Consider the following 26,796-nt stretch of genomic DNA (forward strand, 5'->3'; position numbering starts at 1 on the left):
TCCCCAGAGATCATACCCCAATACCTTCTACTAATTGGCAGAGCCAGCGATTTAATGGTGCCGACACTCCAGATCGTTCTGCCATTTCTACAAGACTTCCATTGATCCAACGAATTTCTGTGGTTCTTGAAGCAAGTACATCTGCCAGCATAGATGAAATATTGCCAGACGTTAACCGGCACACCTGAAGGATGTTATCCCAAGCATCCTTATCATAAGTAATTTCACAGAAATCATACACCATTGTTGCTTCTTCAAAAACTTCCTTCATTAATTGGAGGCGTTGCTCTGAAGACAGCAGCTTCCCATTTGGAATACGCCAAATCGCCGTGAGTGGATTAATAACGGCATTGATCAAGAGCTTCCGGTAAATCATGGTATCCACTTCATTCGACAAAAAGGCTGCGAATCCTGCCATTATGAGAACTTCTATTAAATTATTCGCTTTTAAATCATTATGTATGCTATGAGCTTGTCCATCCCCTGAGCTCCATTTTCCTATCCACACCTCCCCTGCTCCTGCATGAATGACCTCAGTTAATGATTTGCGCTTCGCAGCCTCCGTAGTCACAGCTACATATAAATTGGCGTCCGGCAACAAGCCCCCCAACATCTCCATATGTCCTGTACCATTCTGAAAACATATCATATGTACTTGCTCTTCCTTAAGTAGGGATAGAAATTCAGGCAAATCATTATGTAGAGTATTCTGTTTAACCGTCACCACGATCCAATCACTCGGCTCTTCTAGATAAGCACCAGCGAACTCCCCTATTGGCGCGGATACAAACTGATCTTCCGAAATTGTTATCGGCTCGCGTTCATCCTCGTAGGTAACCGTTAAGCCATCACGCCCTAATCGTTGGCATTGTTCTACCCCTCGGCACCACAGTCTCACATCATTCCCGGCTTGGATCAATCTCCCTGCCAGCAGCAGCCCGAGTGAACCTGCACCAATTATATCAATTTTCATATAACCCTCCTGCTGATCTTAAGCACAATTTTTCTAAGTATACCAAAAACCCCGCAAGTGGTGCTTAAAAAGCAGACCACTTGCGGGATTGTTAGTTAACCTATCGTTTATTCAATGCGTTCTAAATTTCCGTTACCATCCATTTTGAAACGAGTCTTCATTTCTTCTTCTTCTTCATTTAAGAAAGCAAGCCTGCGAGCACGATCCATAATCTGAATTAAAGCTTTGTAATCATCGTTGACTACCCGGTAGTCGCTTTGAGCAAGATTAACCTCTTTAGACAACCGCTCATTCTCAGATCGTAATTCTGTTAATTCATCTTCCTTCTCGCGCAGATCTCTTTCCAGCATTTTCAGCTGACGTCCTGCTTCCTGGATCGTACCCTTCCATTGTCTTAAGAAACGAATGACCGCATCAATGGATAATGTGTTTTCACTTAATCCCTCACCGCGCCCAAATTCCTCATCGACATCACCCAGAATCAGACCAGCTACTTGCGCTCCTCTTACTGACGGCTGCTTTTTCAGGTAGCTACGCTTTTGACGCTGCCCTTTAGCAATACCGATTGCACCTTCATAACTTTTCCGAACACAACTGTTCCAGCGGAATCCGCAAGCGGCCGAAGTTCTGCCGATTTTTTCACCCACCTCTTCAAAAGCGGCAAGCTGTGTGCTGCCCTCCCGAATGTGTCGCAAAGTTACTTCTGCCAATATTAGATCATCTTCTGCACTCCAAGCGTCCTGTCTAACGGCTGTCATAAAGCCAAACCTCCTAACAACGTCATGAAATAACCATCTCCATAACCGGCAGTTCTGCCGGGTAGTGAATAGGGATAAAAGCTGCTTACTCCATTTCTATGCTTCTCATAGAGTTCATAGAATCTATTTGATACTAATTTGTATTTCCATTATCTGCGTACATCATACGCATAAAACTATAAATTCTCTTTTTTAAAGCGCTAATCACTCAGGTCAATTATAAAAATCACATTTTTTGAAGATTAGTGCATTTTTTTCAATGAATTCGTTTACACATAATTATGTTGAGGGTATAATAAATCGAAGGAATATTCGTGAGATACATACTGGAAGGGGGACTCTCTCTTGGACCGCATGTTTCGGGTATTAGGTTTTTTCACATTAGCTATTGGATTGATGGCTTTCGCCGGAGGTCTAACAGAAATGGCCTTGCTTTTCTTTTTGCAAACAGCATTTTTCGTAATACTTGGCTATATGAAATTTACTGAAAAAACTTATGTTCTTCTCTTCTGGGCATACATGATTCTGACTTTCACCGGATTTAGTTATTGGACGATCTTTCAAATGGGTCTTCCACTATAAATTGCAGTACTCTTTTGGAGCGGATGAGGTCCTTATCTTATAAGGATCACTTCCGTTTTTTTGTTTGTATGCTATTTTAGAAGGGTTAAACATATTATTAGTACATACATATATCATTTCAAAAAAAGGTGGTGGTGTGGTGCGCTCCCGCAATTTACAAAGCCGCATGATTGCAACCATACTAATTCTCTTCTGCTGTACTTTGTTTCCGTTACAACCTGTGAAGTACTTGTCTGCCGATCCTAGCGGTGATTTTTTCAACTCTGCTATACCAGATAATGAAGAAACCCGTAAACTACTTGAACAGACCTTGTCTTCTGCAGAAATTGAACGTGAAATCATCAAGATTACAGCCGAACAAAAAGCGCTTGAACAAAAGGTAGAAAGCTTGAACAGACAAGCTACCCAGAAAAAAACAGCCATTGCGGACCAACAGGAACGGGCAGGTGCAGTTGTGCGTTCTTATTATATGGGGGATAGAGATAATCTTCTGGTCGCGTTTTTTTCAGCAAAAAGTATCAGCAGATTCCTGGCTCTGTTCGATTATTATGAGATTATTATTGGGAATGACCGCGATATTCTCTCACAATATGAAGAACAATATAAGGATTTGAAGGATACCATTCAGACTGCGAAGCGAAACTCGGAAGAGCTCGCCCGGCTGCGCACGGCTCTGGAGGAACAGCAAGTTCGGGTAAACGCGCTCAACAAGGAAATTGAGGGTGGGATTAAAAATAGCAGCGATCCTGAAAATATGAGTACTCTACTTAAAGAATTCACATTATATTGGGAGAATATCGGCCTGCACGAGGTAAAAACATATTTCAAGGCGTTATCCTCCGCAATGAATAAACTACCACAGTTTGTTCAGAATCGAGAGGGTGTACTGACTCGAAAGGGAATGACTTATGAGCTAAACCTGAAGGAAGAGGATTTGAATGAATTTTTGCAATCACAGAATTCGCTGTTTAAAGACTTCGCCTTTCATTTCAATGACGGTTCAATTACTGCCACTGGAAAAAGCGGAGCGCTAGCTCTTTCACTGACCGGTCACTACACCATTCAGGAAGAACCGATCAACGGCCTTATATTCCAAGTCGATCATATTGTATTTAATGGTCTTGAATTGCCTGACACGACAAGAAAAACGTTGGAAGAAGAATTTGACTTAGGCTTTTATCCTGGAAAAATAGTATCTTTCCTTCGTGCCACGGCAGTAGATAGCCAAGAGGGCGTCTTGCATGTTAAGCTTTCCATTTCATTTTAGGCCTTCTTTTAGATATTCTTTGTAGCCTTCCGCATCTATCTGCCCTGTTAATAGTAATGATACAGCTTCAACAACCTTACTCCAGCCGCCCTGTGACTCATCCTCCGGGGCGGTTTCTTCTGTCAGCAATAGCTCAACATCGAAAGGAAGTTTGTATTTAAAAGCATGCTCCGAACGATAAAGAACATCAAGCGCCGGCAAGCTCCCCGTATTCTCCAACCAATCCAACTGAGCATCCTCTGAGGTGATAAAAGTCAGCCAATTCACAGCTTCCTTTGGACTTTGAGATTGAGCTGGAAGGGCAAAAGATCGACTGTAACAGGATTCAAACCCACCTCCGTTATTGGCAGTCAGCGCCGGAACAGCAGCAAGGGATGAATTACCATGCTTCTGCCACTCGGATAACGGTAAAGAAGCAACCGCGACACTACCTCCTTGTAGCATATCCCAGACATCTTTATTGTAGCGGCTGGTGAGATAAAAATAACTGCGGGCGTTCTGAGTCCAATTCAACACTTCTTGGTTATCTGCTAACAAGCTGCTATTCATGCTCTCCATTACCGCTGACAATCCATAAGGATTACGGGTATCCATCGCGAGTAAATATTTTCCTTGCTCTTTAAGCACATTCTGAAGCAGGATATTCCACTCTTCGAGGCTTTTGGGTAATGCATTAAAACCCAGCTCCGCCAGCCGTTGTGGGGAATAAACGAGCACGTAAGGATCTATATCTAACGGGACTCCCCAATTATATCCATTCCACTGCATCAAGGGGATCAACTGTGTTAACGGTGCACTCCCCGGAACGCTCTGATACACATCCATCGGCAATAAATATCCACGTGTGGCCCAGTCCAGTATGCTTCGTCCATCTGCCATGACTATATCCGGGCTGTCCCCGATCGTTAAATCATGCTTCAATACCTCATCGGCATCCTCAATATCCACATTGCTTAAAATAACCTTTACTCCACTTTCTAAGGTATAACGGTTGCTAAGGAGCTCCAGTTCACTAAATTCTTCGCTATTTAACGATACTCTTATATGTAAGCTATCTATAGTTCCCTCATCTCCGGAAGAGGGATTGGTCGACTGACTTTGCGGTCTTTTCATAGGACGTGGATCGTTACTGGTACTCAATTCCATACTGGGCGACAGGCTTGTCAGCGATAGTAGTAAAATTGCAAAAAGCAGCCAATAATTTTTGCGTTTCAGCACGATTTCCCACCTTCCCTTTTGATTGGTCTCCCCTATTTTACCAAACCCTCCGGTGCTTGTCTTTAGTTTGTGAAACCGTTCTCTTTCTATTATATGGGTGAAACGCTCTAAGAACCATAACCTCCTAAATTCCTCTGCCGTTTCCGGGCGGGCAGGAAAAAGCCGGGAGTGTTTGCTTCTCCCGGCTGAAAACTGGATTCATGAACGGCTAGAGTAGATCCGCGGCCAATTGCGCCAAGCGGGAACGTTCACCTTTTTCCAAAGTAATATGTCCGCTAATCCCTTGCTGCTTAAACTTCTCGACGATATAGCTCAGTCCGTTGCTCGCAGCATCCAGATATGGATGATCGATTTGCTCCGGATCGCCCATTAGAATGACTTTACTTCCTTCTCCCGCTCTGGAGACAATGGTCTTCACCTCATGACGGGAAAGGTTCTGCGCTTCATCAATAATAATGAACTGTGATGGGATTGAACGGCCGCGAATATAGGTTAAGGCTTCTACCTGTATACTGCCTAACCCCATTAAGATTTTATCGATATCGCCAGCTTTTTTGGTATCGAACAGGAATTCCAGATTATCATAAATAGGCTGCATCCAGGGTCTAAGCTTCTCATCCTTCTCACCGGGCAAGTAACCAATGTCCTTACCCATAGGAACAACCGGACGGGCGATAAGCAATTTTTTGTATTTATGTTCATCCTCCACTTTGAATAGTCCGGCTGCAAGCGCCAATAACGTCTTCCCTGTCCCAGCCTTACCCGTGATCGTTACGAGTGGGATTTCATCATTTAGCAGCAGCTCCAGTGCCATTCGTTGTTGAGCATTACGGGCGCTAATCCCCCAAACCGAATCATTGCCCAGATAGAGTGGCTCCAGACGTGTGGCATCACTATTCACTTTGAGAAGAGCTGATTTGCCAGTGCCAATCTCATCCTTGAGAATCACAAATTCATGAGGGTACAACGGATACGACAACGCGAGCTGTTTTACCGTCAGAGAGCGGTGACTATAATATTCATCAATCAATGCGGGATGCACCTGCAGAGATTGGTAACCAGTGTATAGTTCATTTAAGTCTCCAGTACGATCTGACAAATAATCCTCTGGCGTAATTCCAAGTACATCCGCTTTAATACGAACCAGTACATCCTTGCTCACAAGCACAACGGGACGCGGATCAGGCTTCTCATTCTCTTCATTCAAATAATTGAGCGCAACAGCCAAAATCCGATTGTCGTTAGACACCTCACCAAACATTTCCTGTACCTTCACAAAACTGCGATGGTTAAGTTCTACCTTCAGCTTGCCTCCATGCTCCAGTTCCACACCACTATGCAAATGACCTAGTTCCCGGAGTCCATCAAGCAATCGGGATACCGTACGGGCATTCCGACCGATTTCGTCAGCATTGCGCTTCTTGGAGTCGATTTCTTCCAGCACAACGGCCGGAATAACCACCTCATGCTCCTTGAAAGAGAAAATTGAATTGGGGTCGTGCAAAAGCACGTTGGTATCTAGCACAAATATCTTGTTCATATTATCCCCTCCACAGCGCCTGGTTTGATTGATCATACATAACTCTTTCCGCCAAGGGAAAAGATAAGGTACAGAAACGATTCATTGGCTGAAAGGAGTAATCACATATGAGAAAATCAATATGTCTGTTGCTGGTACTGCTGCTACTGACAAGCTGCGGTATCGCTAATAAAAAGACATCACCCTCTCCTCAGAATAAACAATCTGCGAATGCTGTAAAGGGTACGGGGAACCATGAGGTTCGGCAATTGTCCAATGATGGTGCGACTAATCCTAAAGCCACCTCAAAAGCTGGTCAAGCCGTCAATGTTAATGGAGAAAATGAAATTGCACTTAAGGATCATTTTGAACAGTTGGCCAAAAGAGTTCCCGGTGTAAATGGCGCACACTGTGTAGTCATGAACAAAGTTGCCATTGTTGGTCTTGATGTAGAAGGTTCTCTAGGCCGCTCACGTGTAGGAAGCATCAAATATTCTGTAGCAGAAGCTATCCGCAAAGACCCAAGAAGTGTACGGGCGCTTGTCACAGCGGATATGGATCTCTCCAGCAGATTAGCGGAAATGAGCCGCCATATCTCCAAGGGACATCCGATTTCCGGATTCTCATCCGAGCTGGCTGATATTATCGGACGAATCATGCCACAGCTGCCAGAGGATACCAAGCCGCAAAGAAATGCACAGTAGTGGATAAAGGACAAAAGAAGTCCTTAGAATTCAAAAAAAGCCCAGTGATATTTTCACTAGGCTTTTTTCATGGCAGCAAATACTTGTCCGTCCAACTTCTCAGCGGCACGTCCATCATAAACTTTCGCATATCTTGGGGCGGAGTCAAGCTGCGCGCCGTAAAAAAGCGCGTTGCGGACCGCTTTAATTTCAACATCAAAACAGCACATCTTAAAGGGAACATCCTCTAGCGGGTCCTGCCTTACAGCAGCACTACCGTTAATGGCATAGACAGTTCCTTCACCAAACACAGTTATAGTTATTAATGGATTAACCTTCATATTATTCACAAGTCTTGAACGATGATCAATAGCCAAACGCACAGTACTAGGACTAACAGCATAAAGCCACGAAATAGCTGTGGATGTAGGACCGCCTGTCTCCGCATCAACTGTGTTTAGAAGAACAAAGGTTTCCGATTGCAGCATCGATAGCAAAGTTTCATTCAGCTGAGCAACGGCTTCGGACATAAGTACTGGCCCCCTATGCGACGTTAATTCATTCGATTTATTATATTATAGCACAGGCTGAAACTTGCATTCAATTTTAGCTATGGAAGATATTAAGGTCCTCAAGGCGTCTCAGCAGTTGTCGAATCAGCTCCAGTGGAAATTCCTGCAATTCGATCCTGCAAGCTTTTCTTAGCGGCCTCCAACTCCTCATCATTAATATATACATATGGACTTCGCCACGTTCCAGTAACCGGCTTGAATTCGATATTCTCTTTGGAAATCTTCCAATACGTCGCAATCATATCTTTGATTTGCGAATTTTCGATATCTGTCTTCATGTTACTGTCCACTGCATCAAGCACCTTGCCGATTTTCAATACGCCACCAAGCGATTGCATCTGATCCACCAGACTATTCAGGACTTCGTTCTGGCGTTTGTTGCGATCAAAATCATCTGAAGCGTTAGTCTTAGGCTTGCAATTGGATTTACGATACCGCACATAGTCCAATGCATTTTTTCCATCCAGCTCTGCCGGACCCTTTTTCAGATTGATATTCGTGCCGTCCACAGTGTCTGTATAACACATATTTTCACTAATATTTACTTCGACTCCCCCAAGCTCGTCCACCACATCCCGGAAGCCCTGAAAATCAAGAATCGTTGTATAATCTACATCAATGTCCAAATACTTACCCATCATCGTCTTCATCTCGTCTTCAGCCAGTAGACCGGAGGATTTCTCCTTACCCTTGAAGCGAGCATAAAATTCATTAATCTTCGTTTTCTTATAGCCGCTTAGCTCCACATAGGTATCACGAGGAAGCGAAACTATGGTCGCTGATTTGGTCTTAGGATTAAGTGCTGCAACCATGATTACGTCAGTCAAATAAGACTCGTGTTTAGGTCTGTTATCCGTTCCCAGTATAAGCATCGTCAGTGGCTTTTCTGAAGCGGATTGCCCTGGAGCAACCGTACCCTCAACCCCTGCATTAAATACGCCATGCTCAAGCTTCCAATACAGATAACCACCATAACCCAGCACGCCGAGGATCGCAATAATTAGCAAAGTTAACAATACTCTAACTAATCTGCCAAAAAAACCTCTCTTTTTCACTTTCTTTTTCGTTTTTTTCTTAGAAACACCCTTCACAGGCTGTTTTCTATTAGTAGGTTGTTGCCCGTTTGCTCTTGGAGGTAAACCGCTGTTTCTTGTACTCATAATAGAATAAAGTCCTTTTCATTTCATTTAGAATTAGAATTGCTACATTAATTAGACGATCCTTAAGGTAAAAAAGTTGCGATTACGATCTCTTCGCTGCTGCTGCGGCCTTTCTCTTCTGTCGAGCTTCTACTATATAACGTATCCGTACCATCAGCATTAATCCGACAGCAACCAACAGACACTGGATAATCGGAAGCTTATCATGTTGGAAAATTAGGAGCAAGCCAGAGCCAATCGCCATCATTATGTAGAGCATGATTTCCTTGCCAATCGATAACTTTTGATTCACACGAAAGACTTGATTATAAACAAAAGTAAGCAATATAAAGATAACAATATAAGCGACGATTGGATGCTCAGCGAACCACACCTGCATAGATAACCGCACTCCTCCCAAATTTAAGATACGTTTACATTATATCATCAGTAGGGGAATTTTTTGTTTCTTATATTAAAAAAAGCCGCCGGATGCAATAATCCGGCGGTCTTATTCATAAGCATGTGTTTACGCGTTGGCTTGTGCTGTTTTACGTTGTTTCTCTACACGTTCGCGTTCGCCTTTGTTCAGAATCTTTTTACGCAAACGAATGGATTTAGGTGTAATTTCACAATATTCATCATCGTTCAAATATTCAAGTGCGCCTTCCAAAGAGAAGGTGCGTGGTGTCTTCATTTTTACAGTATCATCTTTGCCTGAGGTACGCATGTTGGTAAGTGCTTTTTCCTTACAGATGTTAACGATAATATCGTTATCACGGGTATGCTCACCTACGATCATACCTTCATAAATTTCTGTACCTGCATCCAAGAAGAGAATACCACGATCCTCAACACCCACGATTCCGTATTGAGTTGTTGATCCAGTCTCACTTGCTACAAGCACACCTTGATGACGTCCGCCAACTTGACCAGCAACCAGTGGAGCATAGCTGTCAAAAGCATGGTTCATAACGCCGTAACCGCGTGTCAAAGTCAAGAAGTAAGTGTTGTAACCAATCAAACCACGTGCAGGAATCAGGAACTCCAGACGTACTTGACCCGTACCGTTGTTAATCATATTGACCATTTCGGCTTTACGAGTACCCAGACTCTCCATAACAGAGCCCATGCTTTCTTCTGGAATATCAATCATTAGACGCTCAAGCGGCTCCATTTTGACACCGTCGATTTCTTTAATGATTACTTGTGGTTTAGAAACTTGCATTTCGTAACCTTCACGACGCATATTCTCGATCAGAATACCAAGGTGAAGCTCACCGCGTCCAGAAACGATAAATGCGTCAGGACTATCAGTTTCTTCCACTCGCAAGCTCACATCTGTTTCAAGTTCTTTAAAGAGACGCTCACGTAGTTTACGGGAAGTTACCCATTTACCTTCTTTACCAGCAAAAGGACTGTTATTCACTAGGAATGTCATTTGCATGGTTGGCTCGTCAATCTTCAGAACTGGAAGTGCTTCAGGGTTTGCAGGATCAGCAATGGTCTCACCAATGTTGATGTCCTTGATCCCTGCAATAGCAACGATATCCCCTGCGCCCGCTTGCTCTGTTTCAATACGTTTCAAACCTTGGAAGCCGAACAATTTCTCGATACGTGCAGTTTTGCTCTTACCATCACGCATAATAACTGTTACAGATTGACCTTGTTTGATCACACCGCGGTTAACACGTCCAATCGCAATACGACCCAAGTATTCGTTATAATCCATCAACGTTACGAGGAATTGAAGCGGTTCTTCAACACTTTCGGTTGGAGCTGGAATATGTTCAACAATGGTTTCGTAGAGCGAAAGCATCGTTTCATCTTGTTTCTCAGGAACCATGCTTGATGTACCATTAAGAGCAGATGCATAAACAACAGGGAATTCCAATTGTTCGTCATTTGCTTCAAGTTCGATGAACAAATCGAGCACTTCATCAATAACTTCCTTAGGACGAGCAGCTGGACGGTCAATCTTGTTCACGACAACGATCGGTGTAAGTTTTTGTTCCAATGCTTTACGCAGAACGAATTTCGTTTGCGGCATGCAGCCTTCATAAGCATCAACAACCAGCAATACACCGTCAACCATTTTCATGATCCGTTCTACTTCGCCACCAAAGTCAGCATGTCCAGGTGTATCCACAATGTTGATCAAAAACTCTTTATAAGTAATTGCTGTATTTTTAGCTAGGATTGTAATTCCACGTTCCCGCTCGATATCATTAGAGTCCATAGCACGTTCTTGCAAGTGCTCATGGGCGCTGAAGATCCCCGATTGTTGAAGGAGCTGATCGACGAGTGTTGTTTTGCCATGGTCAACGTGGGCAATGATCGCAATGTTGCGAATATCTTTTCTTGAATGCATGATTTGTATCCAAATCCTCTCATTTATCAAATTAAAACAGTTAAAATTCATAGCATGTCACGGCAGTCTCACAAAAGAAGCGCCAGGCAGAAAGCCGACGCTTCAACATAACATTAATATTATAGTGAAAGTACCATGAAAAGCAAGTCTTTTTATGAAAAAACAGTTACCAATTTCCGTTTTTTTTCACAAGATCCTACAGCAATTAGCTTCGATACCATCTATTCCGGCCACGTGCTCTGCCTCGACCTGTAATCAGCCAAATTCCTACAGCTATTAATACAATCCCGATCAGGTAGATCGCGCCGGTGCCCATAAGGCTGAAAATACAAAGTGCAAGGCTTAGTAAGCCTAATGTTACAGCAATTGCTGACAGTCCACCCGTCCGTCTTGGTTCATAGATAGAATATTCATACAAGCCCACGGCAAGACCAAGCAACAGCACAGGCCATAAGTTACTCATAAGCCCCCATCCCCAAATATTGCAAAGGCCAAACAACAATCCGTACACCGTTAATATCCCAGCAGGAACCAATACTGAGGCCGAAGCACGACGGCTGAAAAATAACATATACAGCACTATTCCTGGAATTAAAATCACTAGAGGCCAAAGCGCGCGGCCCAAAAATCCGAAGACGCCCAGCTTACCTAATAAAATCACTATGCCAGCAGCAACAATGAAAATTCCTAGCTGTATATCTTTCTTTGAAGACATCCTTCACCCATCCCTTCAATTTCACGTCTACCTCATTTCCACGTCACCTTATAGCCTGAAAGCGACAGGATTCTTACTCATATCTTATCCGAAACATACACAAAATGCCATCACTCCCTGTGATTAATCAGTGTCTATAAGCGCTTCTGATCGCGCAAAAAAAACGGACAATTCCAATTTATGGAGATGTCCGTTTAGTATTGCCTTTTATTGCAATTTATTAACCTGCAGATGTTTTTCTGCGTTTAATTGCTCCCGTAACCACAACTAATATGCCTAAGGCAATGGGCAAAAAGGAATGTAAGGAGGGGAATAAAAAGGAGAGCATTGTCCCTAATTTTGCATCCTGAAGCAACATATCCCCTGCTGTAAACGCCAGTATATAAGCACCGATAAATACGAGCACTGGAAACCGGTGCAGCCAGCCTACAATGATGCCGCTTCCCCACACTACTATCGGAATGCTGAGAGCAATCCCGATGACAATTAAAGCTAAATCTCCTTTAGCTACTCCCGCAATGGCTAGTACATTATCCAGGCTCATAATAAAGTCCGCTACAAGAATCGTTCGGATTGCTTTCCAGACTGAGGAAGATTCCCTTACTCTGAGATCCTCCTCTTCCTCCAACAGTAGCTTGAACGCTATCCATAGCAGCAGCATCCCCCCTCCAGCCTGAATATAAGGGATTTTTAATAGCAATACCGCAACAAAAGTAAGCAAACACCGCAGAACAACTGCGCCTGCTGAGCCCCACCATACCGCAGTCTTTCGGTGCTTCGCCGAAAGATCCTTGCTGGCCATTGCGATAACCATTGCATTATCTCCGCTCAGCACCAGATTGATCATCAATATTTCACCAAGGAGCAATAATGAATCCATTCGCACTTACCTCCCCGAGTCACATGTAACTACTTGTATGTTCGGAAATGACAAGCTATGCTTCCTGTCCAACTTTTTTTGAGCGTGAACGCATGTTGGCTCCTTTTTTTGCGTATACAAAACTAAGCATATTTTGAAGCTCAATCTAACAAAACTTGGGAGTGACTTCGCTTTGAATACATCCATCTGGGAGTTTATATTATCGCTGCTCAACATTATTTTTCTAGATCTTATTCTGGCGGGAGATAATGCCATTGTGATCGGACTTGCAGCGCGTAATTTACCGTCCGACACGCAAAAAAAGGCTATCGTATTTGGAACAGCAGGTGCTGTAGTGTTGCGGATCTTCGCAACGATTCTGGTCGTATGGTTGTTGAAAATCCCCTGGTTACTGCTTGCCGGAGGGATTTTACTCATTCTGATTGCCTATAAGCTGTTAACCAGTGAGAACACTTCAACAGATATCAAGGCAGGTCAAAGCTTGTGGTCCGCTGTAGGGACAATCATTTTAGCTGATGCTGCCATGGGCCTTGATAATGTGATCGCCATTGCCGGAGCTGCCAAGCATAATATCTCACTGGTTATCATAGGACTGCTGATCAGTGTCCCCATCGTTGTGTGGGGAAGTACCCTTTTTATTAAATTAATCAACAAATATCCATGGATCATTTATATTGGTTCTGCTGTCTTAGGTTTCACTGCTTCAAGTATGATTACGGATGAACATCAGCTTGCGCCATTTTTTAATCATCATCCGCTGCTCAAATATCTGTTTATAATCGTGATCATTATAGGTATTTTGGCAGCGGGACATTGGAAACGCCAATCAAAACCAGAAGAGCCTCAGGAGGGCACAATCGTCTAAACCACAAAAAAACTGCCTCAGAACGTAGATTTCACTACGCTCCAAGGCAGTTTTTTGGTTTATTATTTTAGAACCATTCTTCCTGTAATCCAGCCTCGACACTTACAACATCACTAGGCTTCTCATCTCCATAGGGAGTGATTAACACGGTCTCTGTGGCTTCAATCGCCGCTTCCAGAAGTTCAGAATATCCCGGAAGCGTAGCCTCTATCTTATCCACAATCCGTAAATTCGGATTTGTTGTAGGTGATTTTGGAACAAATAAAGTACAGCAATCCTCATAAGGAAGGATAGACAAATCATAGGTACCGATGTTCTTCGACAGGTCCACAATATCACTTTTGTCCATCATTACCAGCGGACGCAGAAGGGGGAGGGTTGTCGCACGGCCAATCACGTTCATGCTTGGCAAGGTCTGGCTAGCGACTTGTCCCAGACTATCCCCGGTTACAATCGCCAATGCACCTTCCCGCTCAGCAAGCTGGGTAGTAATTCTCAGCATTGCCCGCCGCATCAGTGTAATAATCAGATTATCCTGGCCGATGCCGGTAAAGGAAGTCTGCACTTCAGTAAAGGGTACCAGATGCAGCTTGATTACACCCGCATAACGTGACAATACCCGCGCAAGATCCACAACTTTTTGTCTAGCAAGCTCGCTTGTATAAGGATAACTGTAGAAGTGCACGCACTCCACTTCAAGTCCGCGCCGCATGGATGACCAGCCTGCTACGGGACTATCAATGCCACCGGACAGCAATAACATCGCTTTTCCGTTAGTGCCTAATGGAAATCCACCTACACCGGCAATATTTTCACAGAAAATATAAGTATGTCCCTGACGAATTTCGACCCTCAGCTCTAATTCAGGCGATTTAACGTCTACGGTGAGGCCAGGATATCCTTGCAATAGTGGTGTCGCGATCCGTTTATTCATCTCAATGGAGCCGTAAGGGAACTCTTTCCATACCCGCCGAGCATTAACCTTAAATCTGGTGCCCGGAGCAGGCGCGATTATCTCCAAAAATTGACGGCTGACCGCTACAATATCCTCAAGCTCTGACTTAGAAACCTTCACTGGACTAACTGAAGCAATGCCAAATACATTCTTCAGTGCTTGTACCAATTCAATCGCAGATTCCCCGTTCAATTCCACGTAAATTCTTCCGAATTCCTTGCTCAGAACTACGTTTGGATAAGGCTTAATCAATTCCTTCACATGACGCAGTACGGTTTTTTCAAATCGGGTACGATTTTTGCCCTTTAAAGTAAACTCTCCAAAACGCAGGAGCAGCATATCAGCGTATTCTATACTATGGGCTCTGCCTTCTGCAGATTCCTTGTTCATCATGCTCATTTGTTACTTCATTCCTCCTTCAGCAATCTTTAAAGCTTGTACCGCAGTGGTTAATGCTTGCTCAAGCGCAGCGACATCCTCATCTGTATGACTGTCGCCAAGGCTAATACGAATCCCACCTGAAGCACTGGAGACATCTTTACCCATAGACAATAATACACGACTAGGCTCAGCCAGTCGTGAGGAGCAGGCCGAACGGGTGGAGACAGCCATCCCCAGTTCCTCTAGCTTGCGGGCGAATACCTCTCCCTTCATGCCAGGGTAAGAGAAATGCACAATATGGGGAGCTCCATCCTCTCTGCTGTTTATAACAAATTCAGGAACGGTGCGCAAGAAGCGTAATAATCGATCTCGGAGTGGAACCAACTGGGCAACGAAGGTTTCGCGCTGCTCACCACTCATGCGGATAGCTTTGGAGGATGCGACAATCGCAGGTACATTTTCAGTTCCAGCGCGTTGTCCTTCTTCATGAGAGCCCCCTGTAAGCAATGGGAATAGCTTAATTCCCTCTTTGATATACAGTAATCCCACTCCACGTGGGCCTCGAAGCTTATGAGGAGACAGGCTATAAAGATCCACCTGCCAATCCTTTAAGTCAACTGCAAGCTTACCATATCCCTGAACACCATCTACATGAAATAAGGTTCGCGGATTCACAGCTTTAATCAGCTTCCCCATCTCTTTAAGCGGTTGTATCGTTCCAATCTCGTTATTGACATGCATCACACTAACAAGCACTGTGTCGCGCCGGACAGCAGCAGCTACGCGCTCAGGATCAACAACGCCAGTGCTATGGGGTGCTACAAAAGTAACCTCCCAGCCCATTCGCTGCAATTGCAGGAAACTCTCATATACAGAGGGATGCTCTATTTCTGTAGTTACCAAATGGCGGCCTCTAGTCTGATATTGCAGAGCAGCGCCTTTTATCGCCAAATTATTGCTTTCCGTTGCACCAGAAGTAAATAGAATCTCCTGCGGTTGTACAGATAAAGCAGCAGCGCATACTTCACGCGACCGTCTGATCAGCTTACCCGCTTCACTGCCCGCACGGTGCAAAGAGGAAGGGTTCGCATAATGCAGCTTCATAATTTGTTCCATCGTCTGCACCACTTCTACATAGGGCGGTGTAGCGGCGGCATAATCCCAGTAAAGCATATGTCAAATGTCTCCTTTACTTCGTTGAGTGAACTTATTATCGAAAAAGGATCAAACGGTGTTTCCCGTTTGATCCTTTTTATTATACCGCGTATTGAGCGCGAGCGCGTTCTATTTTAAAGATATAAGATTGTGTCTCTTTTGGAAGCAGGCTAAGTTTCTCCAATAATTCCTGATCATTGGTTACTCCCAGATCTGTTACCCGTCCCGGCCCTGCGTTGTACGCTGCAAGTGCCATCTTTTCCTCTCCGCCAAAGCGTTTCAGTTGATAAGATAAATAACGTACGCCGCCATCAATGTTTTGCGCCGGATCGAACGAATCAGTAACCCCTAAGCCGCTCGCGGTCCCATCCATAAGCTGCATTAAACCTTTAGCCCCTGCCGAAGAGACCACATTAGGATTAAACGAAGATTCAGTATCAATCACTGCTTTGATCAGATCAATCGGCACGCCATATTTAGCACTCGCCTTCTGGATGAGATCATCATAGCTCGTAGGTGTGGAACCCGTTATTTCCCCGGAAATTATGTTATTGAAGATTTTTGTTGTCCCACCTATCTGCTGCCATAACAAGCTGCTGACTGAAGTTGCATCCGGGAGAGAAGTCAAATAGCTTGAACTTTCACTACTCGTTGACATTGCCTGAAGCATTGTCGCAAATCCAGAAGCTGAAACTCCCGTTGACCGTTCATTTCCATTCGCGGAGCTAGTTTTTTCGGTTGTAGCCTTAAGGTTGATCCATTTAAGCTGCCCTAACCCGTCGGTTACAGCGGGATTGATCTGCATGCTGGCGCACTCCTTTTTTGTCCTACTCGAATCATATATAAGGTTTCGCGTTGAAATTTCGATGAATTACGGCTTAATCTTACATTTTATCTGAGATTATTGCTATATGTTGGAATGAAAAAACAGACTTCAGACCCTGATATTTAGGTCTAAAAGCCTGTTTAGATCAAAGCCATTCAGTTCTTTTTAGCGCGCAAAGGGAATCATCACGAAGTAGCTTAGTGTCGCAACAATCCCTAAGCCCATTGCCCATGCCCCAAGCGTTTTTTGCTCTTTGACATAGGAATAATAACCAACTACGGCAGCGATGGGTCCGAGAATAAAGGACCAGATGAACAATGAGGCGATTCCCATCCCCAGTCCAACATACCCCATTACCCGGCTTCCACTATATTCCGCTTCACTGTCCTTGCGCTCTTCCACTATACGCGGGGCATCCCGTACCTGCATTGGAACCGGATTTACCTCAGCAGCGTATTCTTCGCGATGCTCTCTGTCCCGACGAGGATAGTCCACTCTCCGCGGACGAAGAATGACTTTTCTCGGACCGGATTGTTCCCGTGATGAGCTTGATTCATTATCCTTTTCTGTGTCCATTCTGGCGGCCTCCTAAGCGTTCGGCTTAAACGTCAGACAACATGTTGCAGATGATGTACTGGCATGATCGCGGTGACCTTCATTCGTCATTTCTTCAGCATATTCTTCCTTATAACCATTGCCTACGTGCTTATCGATCTCAATGACAATTTCTTCAGCCCGGCATAAATTATGCTCGCCCCAATAATGACAATTGCTCACGCTACATTTTACTAATGGTTTTTCACTCGACATAATTATCACCTCGGCTTCATTATGTCCGCTCCATTTACCCGCTATTCGACAGAGTGGTTTCCAGTTGATGTATCGAGACAGGCTTTCAATCCACGCAAAAAAGGACCAGCTCATCGTCATTACAAAATGACAAAATGCTGATCCCTTTAGATCACTATTTAGAAGTTAAACCTGATTTTGCATACGTTTCTCGGTCAAATAGTCGTTCTCATAATAAATGAGATCATCGCGAAGATCTTCATACGTTTTGGTGATTTCCAGGATGATATCACGTGCGGGACGTACTGGCTTTTTGCGGAAACGGATTGCATCCTGACCTGTATAAGCGTAACGTCCATCTTCAGAATAGCTTTCATTTTTCGGATAAAAGAAGTTGTTCACGCCATAGTGATATACATTATAAAGCGCTTTCTGTGCAAAAGATTCATCGAATGTCGCACGACGCAGCGCAACGCCTAATTTCTCATATGACATTTCCGAGAACACTAATAGATGACGAAGATCGGACAGAAAACCTTGGTAAAATTGTACAGTTTCCTCATCTCCCTCAACTACAAGCTGAGGCAATGCATGCTCATTTAGAAATACTTCCATTTTGTCGATTACCACTTTAAGTTTATCTCTCGTCGATTCACATAATTTCTGCACATTGGCTGCTGACATAGCGGTTGCTCCTCCTTATTATTCCCTGCTCTTGTAGTCAATAAAGTTAATCCTCTGAAAGAAACCGCCCTAAGGACGTATCTCTTTATTCTTGCAATATCAGGATGTGAACACAGAGAAGTCTAACCTTCTGAACAATTATTAAGAACAACATCTAATGAGGTATCTCTTACACAATCAAGAAGACAATTCGAGATACTTATTCTCTCTGATATTATCATAAAAAACGTTAGGAAGGTATCCTTTTCTAAGATGCATAAAAGATACGCTCTCTTCTAAACCTATAGACATTACATTGCATAGAGGAGCGGAAATCATGTCACGAAAAAATCTAACAGTTGCAGGTTTGGTTACAGCAGCTTTTACAGTTGGGTTACTTACCTTTGCCCTGCGGCCTGCCACTAATGGGACGACCAGAGATGCCGCTAAAGTCGCTGTTCAGAATCCGGCTCCAACTTCAGCTTTGCATTCACCTCCAAATCCCTCTCAGGAAAAAACATTAAAGAAAACCTCCTTAAGCCAGGATGTGGAGGCGACAGATCATCTGAATAGAGTCGATGTCAGTAGACATTTAACTAAACTCCTGTCTGAAACAGACGGGATGTCTTCGATTCATGATAAATCAGTGTATGCGAAACGATTGCAGCAAGACCACGGGTTTATCTCCATGCTGATGTGGATCGATTTTCGCACACAAAAGACTGAGACCTTTAAGTCATCTTTTCCAAAAGGAACCGAACAGGAGAACAAGCAGCTTCTAAAATATCTCAAAACGGCAAAATCAGCAATCCACGGTCATCAATCCTATGAATCTCCAACGTTTACAATCGGTAAAGAAAAATATTACTTTATCGCTCAGCGGAACAAACAGAAAAATGTAGGGATTATTGCTCTTATCAACCAAAAGGTGCTTGGGCGTGTGGCAGACCATCAGCTGAAGAACCTGCGTCTCATTCCGTATCCTAAGGAAGGCAAATACCATGTGGAATCAGTCCATACCGATAACTTAAAGGACATTACGGTCAAGACCGGCCATGATAACGAAAATGCCAGCCATTTTTATGAGAATGAAATTGTAGTCCGTTTTCAGGGAAATACTCCGACTCAAGGACAGCTCCAGACGATAGTCGCCGATATCCACTGCAAGCAGCCACGCAAGCTGGGATATGCCTATATCTTTCGCTCTGAGAAGATGACCTACTATCAGCTCAAATCCTATTTCACCAACAAATGGCATCCCGAATATACGGAACCTCACTATATGTATTTAACCAATGATACCATCACTAAAAACGCTGAAGGAACTGTCACTCCTAACGACATGTTATTCTCCACTTACCAATGGAACCTCCCGGCGATTGAAACTGAGCTAGGATGGAATCTTTCCAAGGGCAGTAAAGAAGTGGTTATCGCCGTAGTCGATACGGGAGTGCAGATTAATCATCCTGATTTACAAGGTAAGCTTTTGACTGGCTATAATGCCATTACCAATGGTTCCACACCCGAGGATGATGTAGGTCACGGTACACATGTATCTGGTATCATTGGCGCACTTGTTAACAACGGGGAAGGCGTAGCTGGCATCAGCTGGTACAATAAGATCCTCCCTGTAAAAGCGCTAGATAACTCAGGTGCCGGAACGACTTATTCCGTAGCAGAAGGTATCATATGGGCAGCTGACAATGGCGCAAAGGTTATTAACTTAAGTTTAGGGAATTATGCCGACTCTCAATTCCTCCATGATGCGATTAAATACGCCTACGACCGGGACATCGTGCTTGTGTCTGCAGCAGGCAATGATAATACAGAACGGCCTGGATATCCTGCGGCTTATCCCGAAGTGATTGCAGTGGCTGCTACAAATGCTTCAGGGGAAAAAGCCTCTTTCTCCAACTACGGCGATTATATTGATGTCGCTGCACCCGGAGAAAGCATCGCAAGCACCTATCCGGACAGCCAGTATGCCGCTTTATCCGGCACGTCGATGGCCAGCCCCCATGTCGCTGCGCTGGCGGGTTTGGTACGTTCACTGAATCCTAATCTGACGAATAAGGAAGTTGTGGACCTTATGACCAAAAACGCTGTTGATCTGGGAACTTCCGGCCATGATAAATATTTTGGCTGGGGTCAGGTCGATATTTATAAAACGCTACAAGCGGCAAGCGGCAATCAAGTCCCATTGCAGCTTTTCCCTCAGCATGTACGCCAACAAATGAATCAATTAAAACAAAAAACAAAGAACACCCCTTAACCGTGTCATTGCAAAAACCGGCCAAGTAAGCGCAGAAACCGCAGTAACCCTTCCTCCATTTCCGGTTCCTTCATTTGCGAATAGCAAAGACGGATGTGGCGGGAAGGCGTTTCCGCAGAGTAACAGACATCACCGGGTAAAAAAGAAATGCTCTCCTGTTCCGCCAAGTCATGCAGGCTTGCGATATCAGGAGAAGGGGGCAGCTCCAGCCAGAGATTAAGTCCTCCCTCTGGTAGCATATAGTTCACTCCAGGCGGCGCGTACAGCTTCAGAAGCTTCGCCGCCTTTTCCATACGACCACGCAGTGTAATTCGTAGCTGTGCTGCGTAGGCGTCGTATTTTTCAGCGATGAAGGGTAATACGGCCTTCTGTGTCAGCAAGGGACTTCCTAGATCACTCGCAGATTTAGCGGCGATCAGCCGGGACAGAATATTTCCTTCTGCAGCCACACAGGCGATTCGGCAACCAGGTGCAAGTACTTTGCTAAAGCTTTTCATATAGACTACATGTCCATCGGGATCCATTGATTTAATCGCCCTAGGTGGTGGTGCATGGAAATATAAATCACTAAATGGGTCATCCTCAACAATGAGGCAACGGTAGCTGCGCGCTAATTCCAGCAGTCGTTGTCTTCTTGTGATGCTCATAGTTACGCCGCTTGGATTTTGATAAGTAGGGATGGTATAAATTAGCTTTGGAGGTCTTTGATCACACATTTTTGTAAGAACATCCACTCGCATCCCTTCACTATCCGTAGGCACAAAAATCATCTCTGCACCTCGTCCCGCAAAAACATCAATAGCACCAGTATAGCTAGGCGCCTCAAGATAGACTGTATCTCCAGGACCAACAAATGTACGAGCCACCAGATCAATGCCTTGCTGGGTCCCGCTGGTTATCATCAAATCGGAAGAAGTTAGCGAAATCCCACGCGATTTCAAATGTTCTCTCATGACATTCCGCAGCTCAAGATCTCCCTGAAAATTCCCGTAGGTTGCCATAAGCTCCGGTTGCTCTTTGACCAAGGAGGTGTAGGTGTCACCGATATCGTGAAGCGGCAGCAGCTCACTGTGGATGGCGGCTAAATGAAAGGGATATTTCACTTCCGAAACATCAAAATTCCGCCAAAGCTGAGCCCGCGGCAAATAATCATCATATAAATCCTGCCAGTAACCCTCTTCGTGACGTCTATTATGGGTTGGATCGGCTACAAAGCAGCCTTTGCCCTGTCTGCAGTAAATAAGTCCTCGTCTCTCAAGCATATCGTAAGCCTTGCTTACTGTAACCTGACTCACGTTCAATGTTATAGCTAGACTTCTAACGGAGGGCAGCCGGACACCTTGCTGAAGCAGTCCTGATGAGATCCGCTGACTGAGGGTTTCACTGATTTGATGGGGCAGAGTTTTGCTGCCGCTGCGATTCAAATCGATATGCATGAACCCTTCACCTCCACTGTTATATTCAACGCTTTACTGTTATACAGCGCTCCTATTATGATAGCATCAAATCGAAAGGTGGAGAACTAATTTATGGATATCAAATACTCAACGGCAGCCAATCATCTAGGGTCATCAGCAGTTCGGGAGATTCTAAAAGTTACACAGGGCAATGACATCATTTCACTTGCAGGCGGGCTGCCTGGGGAGGATTTGTTTCCCTTGGAGGCCGTACGCGATGCCTATAATCGTGTGCTCTCCAGCGATACCTCAGCGCTTCAATATGGGCTAACCGAGGGTTTTACTCCACTACGTGACAAAATCGCTGAAAGACTTACCCGGCAAGGCATCCCGGTTACATCCTCTGAGATGGTGCTGACTACAGGCTCACAGCAAGCTATAGATCTGTTATGCAAAATATTGCTGGATCCCGGCGATGCAGTTTTTGTGGAAGCGCCCACCTATCTGGCAGCACTACAGGTACTCGGTTCTTACCGGGCTGCTATTCATACGATACCAAACGACGAACATGGCATTCTGCCAGATCAATTGGAGGAGCAGATTCGGGTACATCGGCCAAAACTGCTCTACGCAGTTCCGACCTTCAACAATCCGTCTGGAGCAACCTGGAGTAAAGAGCACCGCGAGCAGGTGGTTGAAATCTGCCGCCGTTACAGTGTTCTTATTCTAGAGGACAATCCCTATGGAGAAATAACCTTTGATGAAGATAAAACTCTATATCCCCCCTCACTAGCCTCCATCGATAGAAGCTTCGGCGGGGATTATTGTGTAGTCTACACAGGGACCTTCTCCAAAATCGTCGCCCCTGCCCTGCGCACGGGTTGGATTATCGGCGATTCCGAACTAATCAAGACCATCGCCAAGGCGAAGCAAGCAGCCGATCTGCATTCCAGCACCATCGACCAGCGTGCTTTAGATGAACTGCTGTTACATTTTGATATTGAGCAGCATATCCGCCTCATCTCAAGAGAGTATCATTCGCGTATGAAGCTCCTGTCCGCGGAGCTCAGATCACATAACTGGGAAGGAGCATATTTCCTTGAACCAAGAGGCGGCATGTTCCTATGGCTTACACTTTCCGAAGAGATTAACACTAAGGAATTACTCCCGCTGGCAGTGGAAAACGGAGTAGCGTTTGTTCCAGGAGAGGTATTCTATTCAGCGGAGCCTCACAAAAGCAAAATGCGCCTTAACTTCACGCATACGCCACCCGAACTAGTTCCTGTTGCTGTTCAACGTCTAGAGAAAGCATTGGTTCAATGGCAGCAAAATCAAAACATCGTTCGGTCGTGAATAACTGCTCATAATCAATAGCCACGATAGCTAATTAAAACGGCATCTCCATCCTTTATTGGCCGGAGAAGCCATTTTTTGTGAGCAGATTTCTGCGTTTTCACTTTTGCGCATTTGCAGAATGTTACCTTTACGCATTTCTGCAAATCAAATTTTCGCATTTCTACTTTTAGCGTTTCTGCACATCTCATTTCGCATTTTCACATTCGCGTTTCTACCCTTTGCACATCATATATCCCATTCCCCACATTTCGCTTTCCGCATCACCAATTATCCTCTAGTTACTCAACACATCTACCACTTAACTAACTCCGATTTCACCAGCGAAGTTACAGCCAGAGGTTACAATTGATATTTTGCTACTAACTCCAATCTTCCCGCAGAAGATTAGCCAAGCTCCGCATTGTTACAGTTTGCTAGCTACTAATCTAATTCTGGCGTCAAAGTAACTATGGAGTTCTGGAGTTCTGGAGTTCTGGAGTTCTGGAGTTCTGGAGTTCTGGAGTTCTGGAGTTCTGGAGTTCTGGATTTCTGAGTTCGGGAGTTCGGGAGGTTCGTATCGGACCCCAGCGCTCTTATTTGCATCAATTCCGCTCATTTGGTTTGCTATCGGACTCCATAGTCACTATTGGATTCAAAACGCCCGATATCCACCCTGTTTATGCCGAATAACGGCTCTCCAGTCCGAAACTCCTCCAAAAAGGCATAAAATACACAAATAGCTGCATCTCGGTCCGTTAGCATATCAGCTCATCAGCCCATCAACCATCTGCCATCTGCCATCTGCCATCAGTCATCAACCATCAGTCATCAGCCATCAGCCATCAGCCATCAACCATCAACCATCAGCCATCAACCATCAACCATCAGCCATCAACCATCAACCATCAACCATCAACCATCAACCATCAACAATCAGCTCATCAACCACCAGTCATCAGCCCATCAGCCGCTAGCAATTCTTCTAAAAAATCCAATTTCTGCATATCACGTTACTAAACCCCTGCATTTTCACGCATTCACTGCTTTATATATTTGCCTTATCCGCATTTGTTTGCAACAAAAAAGGCGGCGTAGCCGGGTTACCGGGATACGTCGCCGTTTGTATGGTGTTGTTATTATAACGTTGCAGTTAGGAAAGTTTGCCGTAAGCCGGGTTCTGTGCTCGTCGTGGTTCGATCGGGAACTACCCTCCCACCATAAGCGACAATCATCTATCTAGGCCATACATTACTGCACAGCTCCAGCGACCAACCTAGACGCGCCTCAGGCTAAGGCTGCTTATTCAGCTGCGTCTCATTAGGTCTTGCTCCAGATGGGGTTTACCAGGAACGAAGTCACCAGCGTTCCTCGGGGTCTCTTACACCTCGGTTCCATCCTTGCCTGTGCCGCCCTAAGGCGGCCATCGGCGGTCCATTTCTGTGGCACTATCCTTCAGCTCGCGCCGACTGGACGTTATCCAGCATCCTGCCTTATGGAGCCCGGACTTTCCTCCCGTGACGTCTTCACGTCACCGGCGATTGTCTGTCAAACTTTCCGAACAACATTATATATTATACAGACATCACATGTCTGGCACAAGCATTATTAAATGGCAATTTTATAGGAACTTAAATGGCTCCGTATTCACCTGCGAAGCATGTACAGCTGTATCATACTTATGCTCGGCCAGTTTTCCAGCCATCCACTCCGCTACTTTCTCTTTCATGATCTTCTCCGCATTATGTCCCGGATCAATCAGAGTGATTCCGGCGAGCGCAGCATCCTGTACTGTATGATAATCCAGATCCCCAGTAACCAGAACATCCGCACCGCGGAAAATAGCACTGTTATAATACTTTCCACCCGAGCCACCGAGAACAGCGGCTTTACGAATTGGACGGTCCAAATCACCAACAACCCGTACATGGTCTACCTTCAGACCTTTTTTTACCGTCTCCACGAATTGTCCAAGGGTTGTAGGCTCTTTGAGCTTTCCTACCCGCCCAAGTCCTAAGCTGCGGCCTTTAAGATCCATTGAATACAAATCATAGGCAACCTCTTCATAAGGATGGGCCTTAAGCATAGCCTGCACCACTTTATTGCGGATGGAGTGCGGGACGATCGTCTCAATACGAATTTCCTCGGCACGTTCCATCTTACCTTTTTCCCCGATATAAGGATCCGTGCCTTCTCCTGGAATAAAAGTACCGTATCCCTCGATATTGAAGCTGCAATGACTATAGTTGCCAATTGCCCCTGCTCCAGCATTCAGGATAGCATCCAGAACCTTCTGATGATGATCCTTCGGCACAAATACTACTAGCTTTGATAATTGCTCTGAATGAATGTCTTTGATGGGTACTCCGTTTTCTATGCCAAGAGCTTCCGCCATCCAATCATTCATTCCACCTTCGGTAACATCCAGATTCGTGTGGCTGATGTACACCGCAATGTCATTCTTGATTAATTTTTCATACATTTTGCCCGTCGGTGTGTCTGTCTGGATTCCTTGCAATGGACGGAAAATAATCGCATGATGCGCAATAATCAAATTGCAGCCTAGACGAATCGCTTCTTCAACTACCTCATCATTCACATCTAAAGCAACTAATACATTAGTTATTTCTTTTTGCAGCGTGCCCAGTTGAAGGCCAATTTTGTCCCAATCCTCAGCTAAATGCTTAGGAGCCAGTTGCTCCATATACTGAATTACTGTTTGTCCCTTGGCAAACATTGTAGCACCTCCGTAATTTCCCTGATCTGACCTTGAATCTGTTTCCGTTTATTCTCAGCAGATTCTAGTTCTGAACGTGACAACGATGTTAAAATGCCTTCCAATTTCTGAATCTCACCCTGCCACTTAGCAAAAAACACAGCATTTGGCGCTTGAAGCAGCCATGGTCCCATTTGCAGCAAGGCCTCTTGCCCAAGGACCTTAGTGGAATCCCCCAAGGTTAAGTCACGATATACACTTTCATTTGTAATTCCAGCGTCCGTATTTTCTGGTACAGCCGTCAATACTTCATATAACTTCCCGTCTTCTTCCAAAATTCTCTCAGCTACGAGTACCCATTTATTATTTAATAACCAGCGGCGCAAAATATCCTCGCCTACATTCGGCTGAAGCAAAAGGGTTGTAACATCCTTTAGCTTACCTTGGCTTTGACCCCGGTCCAGAATCGCGGCAATTAATGCGCCTCCCATGCCAGCAATCGTGATACAATTGACTTCACCAGGTTCCAGAACCTCAAGGCCATCTCCTCGGCGCACCGAGATCACCTTCCCTAGTCCAGCCTCTGCAACGCCCTTACAAGCAGCATCAAAGGGACCCGGGTTTACTTCACCTGCAATTGCAAACACAGCCTTACCGCTTTCGACAGCGGCCACAGGAAGCAAGGCATGATCGGAACCGATATCTGCTAATCTGCTTCCTTGCGGAATTTGCTCCAGCAATTGCTGAAGCCGATCTGATAATTTCACA

General features: G+C 44.8%; 25 protein-coding genes and 1 other RNA gene. 6 read left to right on the top strand and 20 right to left on the bottom strand.

Annotated features, from left to right (window positions below; translation table 11 throughout):
* Positions 1 to 10: 10 nt before the first annotated feature.
* On the bottom strand, positions 11 to 973 hold the full coding sequence (locus NSQ66_RS22905) for a 2-dehydropantoate 2-reductase (RefSeq protein WP_036683699.1): 963 nt from the start codon (positions 971 to 973) through the stop codon (positions 11 to 13).
* A 107-nt stretch (positions 974 to 1,080) separates the two neighbouring features.
* Complete coding sequence (locus tag NSQ66_RS22910; RefSeq protein WP_036683702.1) at positions 1,081 to 1,731, bottom strand: RsfA family transcriptional regulator; 651 nt, start codon at positions 1,729 to 1,731, stop codon at positions 1,081 to 1,083.
* 345 nt (positions 1,732 to 2,076) lie between these two features.
* Here NSQ66_RS22910 and NSQ66_RS22915 point away from each other — a divergent pair, with 345 nt between their 5' ends.
* The gene (locus tag NSQ66_RS22915) at positions 2,077 to 2,313 is read left to right on the top strand and encodes a DUF2626 family protein (RefSeq protein WP_036683705.1); all 237 of its coding nucleotides are present in this window, start codon (positions 2,077 to 2,079) and stop codon (positions 2,311 to 2,313) included.
* 166 nt (positions 2,314 to 2,479) lie between these two features.
* Entirely contained in the window at positions 2,480 to 3,580 is a 1,101-nt protein-coding gene (locus NSQ66_RS22920) for a hypothetical protein (RefSeq protein ID WP_036683942.1), read from the top strand.
* Here the strand turns inward: NSQ66_RS22920 and NSQ66_RS22925 are convergent.
* Positions 3,572 to 4,798 carry an extracellular solute-binding protein gene (locus tag NSQ66_RS22925; protein ID WP_036683707.1) on the bottom strand — a complete coding sequence of 409 codons (1,227 nt, stop codon included), beginning with the start codon at positions 4,796 to 4,798 and terminating at the stop codon, positions 3,572 to 3,574. The genes NSQ66_RS22920 and NSQ66_RS22925 overlap by 9 nt on opposite strands.
* Before the next feature lie 208 nt (positions 4,799 to 5,006).
* Positions 5,007 to 6,338, bottom strand: a complete 1,332-nt coding sequence (locus NSQ66_RS22930; RefSeq protein WP_036683710.1) for a PhoH family protein — start codon at positions 6,336 to 6,338, stop codon at positions 5,007 to 5,009.
* A gap of 107 nt (positions 6,339 to 6,445) precedes the next feature.
* Here NSQ66_RS22930 and NSQ66_RS22935 point away from each other — a divergent pair, with 107 nt between their 5' ends.
* Complete coding sequence (locus NSQ66_RS22935; RefSeq protein ID WP_036683713.1) at positions 6,446 to 7,021, top strand: YhcN/YlaJ family sporulation lipoprotein; 576 nt, start codon at positions 6,446 to 6,448, stop codon at positions 7,019 to 7,021.
* Between the two features lie 56 nt (positions 7,022 to 7,077).
* On the opposite strand, the gene NSQ66_RS22940 is transcribed toward NSQ66_RS22935, so the two are convergent.
* The 6 genes from NSQ66_RS22940 to NSQ66_RS22965 all read right to left on the bottom strand — a co-directional run bounded on the left by NSQ66_RS22940 (position 7,078) and on the right by NSQ66_RS22965 (position 12,677).
* Positions 7,078 to 7,530, bottom strand: coding sequence for a pyridoxamine 5'-phosphate oxidase family protein (locus NSQ66_RS22940; RefSeq protein ID WP_036683715.1), 453 nt, complete (start codon positions 7,528 to 7,530; stop codon positions 7,078 to 7,080).
* Between the two features lie 101 nt (positions 7,531 to 7,631).
* Positions 7,632 to 8,732 (bottom strand): LCP family protein, encoded by a 1,101-nt coding sequence (locus NSQ66_RS22945; RefSeq protein WP_076141837.1) that lies wholly within the window; start codon positions 8,730 to 8,732, stop codon positions 7,632 to 7,634.
* Positions 8,733 to 8,814: 82 nt separating this feature from the next.
* Positions 8,815 to 9,111, bottom strand: a complete 297-nt coding sequence (locus NSQ66_RS22950; RefSeq protein WP_076141836.1) for a YlaH-like family protein — start codon at positions 9,109 to 9,111, stop codon at positions 8,815 to 8,817.
* Positions 9,112 to 9,240: 129 nt separating this feature from the next.
* On the bottom strand, positions 9,241 to 11,082 hold the full coding sequence (typA, locus tag NSQ66_RS22955) for a translational GTPase TypA (protein ID WP_076129029.1): 1,842 nt from the start codon (positions 11,080 to 11,082) through the stop codon (positions 9,241 to 9,243).
* A 205-nt stretch (positions 11,083 to 11,287) separates the two neighbouring features.
* Complete coding sequence (locus tag NSQ66_RS22960; RefSeq protein ID WP_076141835.1) at positions 11,288 to 11,797, bottom strand: hypothetical protein; 510 nt, start codon at positions 11,795 to 11,797, stop codon at positions 11,288 to 11,290.
* A gap of 220 nt (positions 11,798 to 12,017) precedes the next feature.
* On the bottom strand, positions 12,018 to 12,677 hold the full coding sequence (locus NSQ66_RS22965; protein ID WP_036683728.1) for a TerC family protein: 660 nt from the start codon (positions 12,675 to 12,677) through the stop codon (positions 12,018 to 12,020).
* Positions 12,678 to 12,849: 172 nt separating this feature from the next.
* Between NSQ66_RS22965 and NSQ66_RS22970 the strand changes: the two genes are divergently transcribed.
* Positions 12,850 to 13,542, top strand: coding sequence for a TerC family protein (locus NSQ66_RS22970; RefSeq protein WP_076141834.1), 693 nt, complete (start codon positions 12,850 to 12,852; stop codon positions 13,540 to 13,542).
* 67 nt (positions 13,543 to 13,609) lie between these two features.
* Here the strand turns inward: NSQ66_RS22970 and thiI are convergent, their stop codons facing one another.
* From thiI to NSQ66_RS23000, 6 genes are all read right to left on the bottom strand, one after another.
* On the bottom strand, positions 13,610 to 14,890 hold the full coding sequence (gene thiI, locus NSQ66_RS22975; RefSeq protein WP_248549392.1) for a tRNA uracil 4-sulfurtransferase ThiI: 1,281 nt from the start codon (positions 14,888 to 14,890) through the stop codon (positions 13,610 to 13,612).
* Between the two features lie 9 nt (positions 14,891 to 14,899).
* Positions 14,900 to 16,051: a cysteine desulfurase family protein gene (locus NSQ66_RS22980; protein WP_076141833.1), complete on the bottom strand. Its 1,152-nt coding sequence runs from the start codon at positions 16,049 to 16,051 to the stop codon at positions 14,900 to 14,902.
* 82 nt (positions 16,052 to 16,133) lie between these two features.
* Positions 16,134 to 16,838, bottom strand: coding sequence for a lytic transglycosylase domain-containing protein (locus tag NSQ66_RS22985; protein ID WP_076141832.1), 705 nt, complete (start codon positions 16,836 to 16,838; stop codon positions 16,134 to 16,136).
* 186 nt (positions 16,839 to 17,024) lie between these two features.
* Positions 17,025 to 17,435 carry a hypothetical protein gene (locus tag NSQ66_RS22990; RefSeq protein WP_038572882.1) on the bottom strand — a complete coding sequence of 137 codons (411 nt, stop codon included), beginning with the start codon at positions 17,433 to 17,435 and terminating at the stop codon, positions 17,025 to 17,027.
* Between the two features lie 12 nt (positions 17,436 to 17,447).
* Complete coding sequence (locus tag NSQ66_RS22995) at positions 17,448 to 17,669, bottom strand: DUF1540 domain-containing protein (protein WP_036683762.1); 222 nt, start codon at positions 17,667 to 17,669, stop codon at positions 17,448 to 17,450.
* Positions 17,670 to 17,834: 165 nt separating this feature from the next.
* A complete protein-coding gene (locus tag NSQ66_RS23000) occupies positions 17,835 to 18,332 on the bottom strand; it encodes a YpuI family protein (RefSeq protein ID WP_036683764.1) in 498 nt (165 codons plus the stop codon).
* Positions 18,333 to 18,648: 316 nt separating this feature from the next.
* Here NSQ66_RS23000 and NSQ66_RS23005 point away from each other — a divergent pair, with 316 nt between their 5' ends.
* Complete coding sequence (locus tag NSQ66_RS23005; RefSeq protein WP_076141831.1) at positions 18,649 to 20,583, top strand: S8 family peptidase; 1,935 nt, start codon at positions 18,649 to 18,651, stop codon at positions 20,581 to 20,583.
* Between the two features lie 5 nt (positions 20,584 to 20,588).
* Here the strand turns inward: NSQ66_RS23005 and NSQ66_RS23010 are convergent, their stop codons facing one another.
* Complete coding sequence (locus tag NSQ66_RS23010; protein WP_076141830.1) at positions 20,589 to 22,019, bottom strand: PLP-dependent aminotransferase family protein; 1,431 nt, start codon at positions 22,017 to 22,019, stop codon at positions 20,589 to 20,591.
* Positions 22,020 to 22,112: 93 nt separating this feature from the next.
* Here NSQ66_RS23010 and NSQ66_RS23015 point away from each other — a divergent pair, with 93 nt between their 5' ends.
* Positions 22,113 to 23,333, top strand: a complete 1,221-nt coding sequence (locus NSQ66_RS23015; protein ID WP_076141829.1) for a PLP-dependent aminotransferase family protein — start codon at positions 22,113 to 22,115, stop codon at positions 23,331 to 23,333.
* Positions 23,334 to 24,466: 1,133 nt separating this feature from the next.
* Here NSQ66_RS23015 and rnpB read toward each other — a convergent pair.
* The 3 genes from rnpB to NSQ66_RS23030 form a co-directional block, all read right to left on the bottom strand.
* An RNA gene (gene rnpB / locus NSQ66_RS23020) (RNase P RNA component class A) lies at positions 24,467 to 24,869 on the bottom strand.
* A gap of 64 nt (positions 24,870 to 24,933) precedes the next feature.
* Positions 24,934 to 26,049: a Nif3-like dinuclear metal center hexameric protein gene (locus tag NSQ66_RS23025; RefSeq protein ID WP_036683794.1), complete on the bottom strand. Its 1,116-nt coding sequence runs from the start codon at positions 26,047 to 26,049 to the stop codon at positions 24,934 to 24,936.
* Positions 26,025 to 26,795, bottom strand: coding sequence for a class I SAM-dependent methyltransferase (locus NSQ66_RS23030; protein WP_036683946.1), 771 nt, complete (start codon positions 26,793 to 26,795; stop codon positions 26,025 to 26,027). Before NSQ66_RS23030 ends, NSQ66_RS23025 begins: the two co-directional genes overlap by 25 nt.
* Between the last annotated feature and the right edge of the window lies 1 nt (position 26,796).

The organism is Paenibacillus sp. FSL H3-0329 (assembly GCF_037963285.1).
GTDB classification, from domain to species: domain Bacteria; phylum Bacillota; class Bacilli; order Paenibacillales; family Paenibacillaceae; genus Paenibacillus_AQ; species Paenibacillus_AQ odorifer.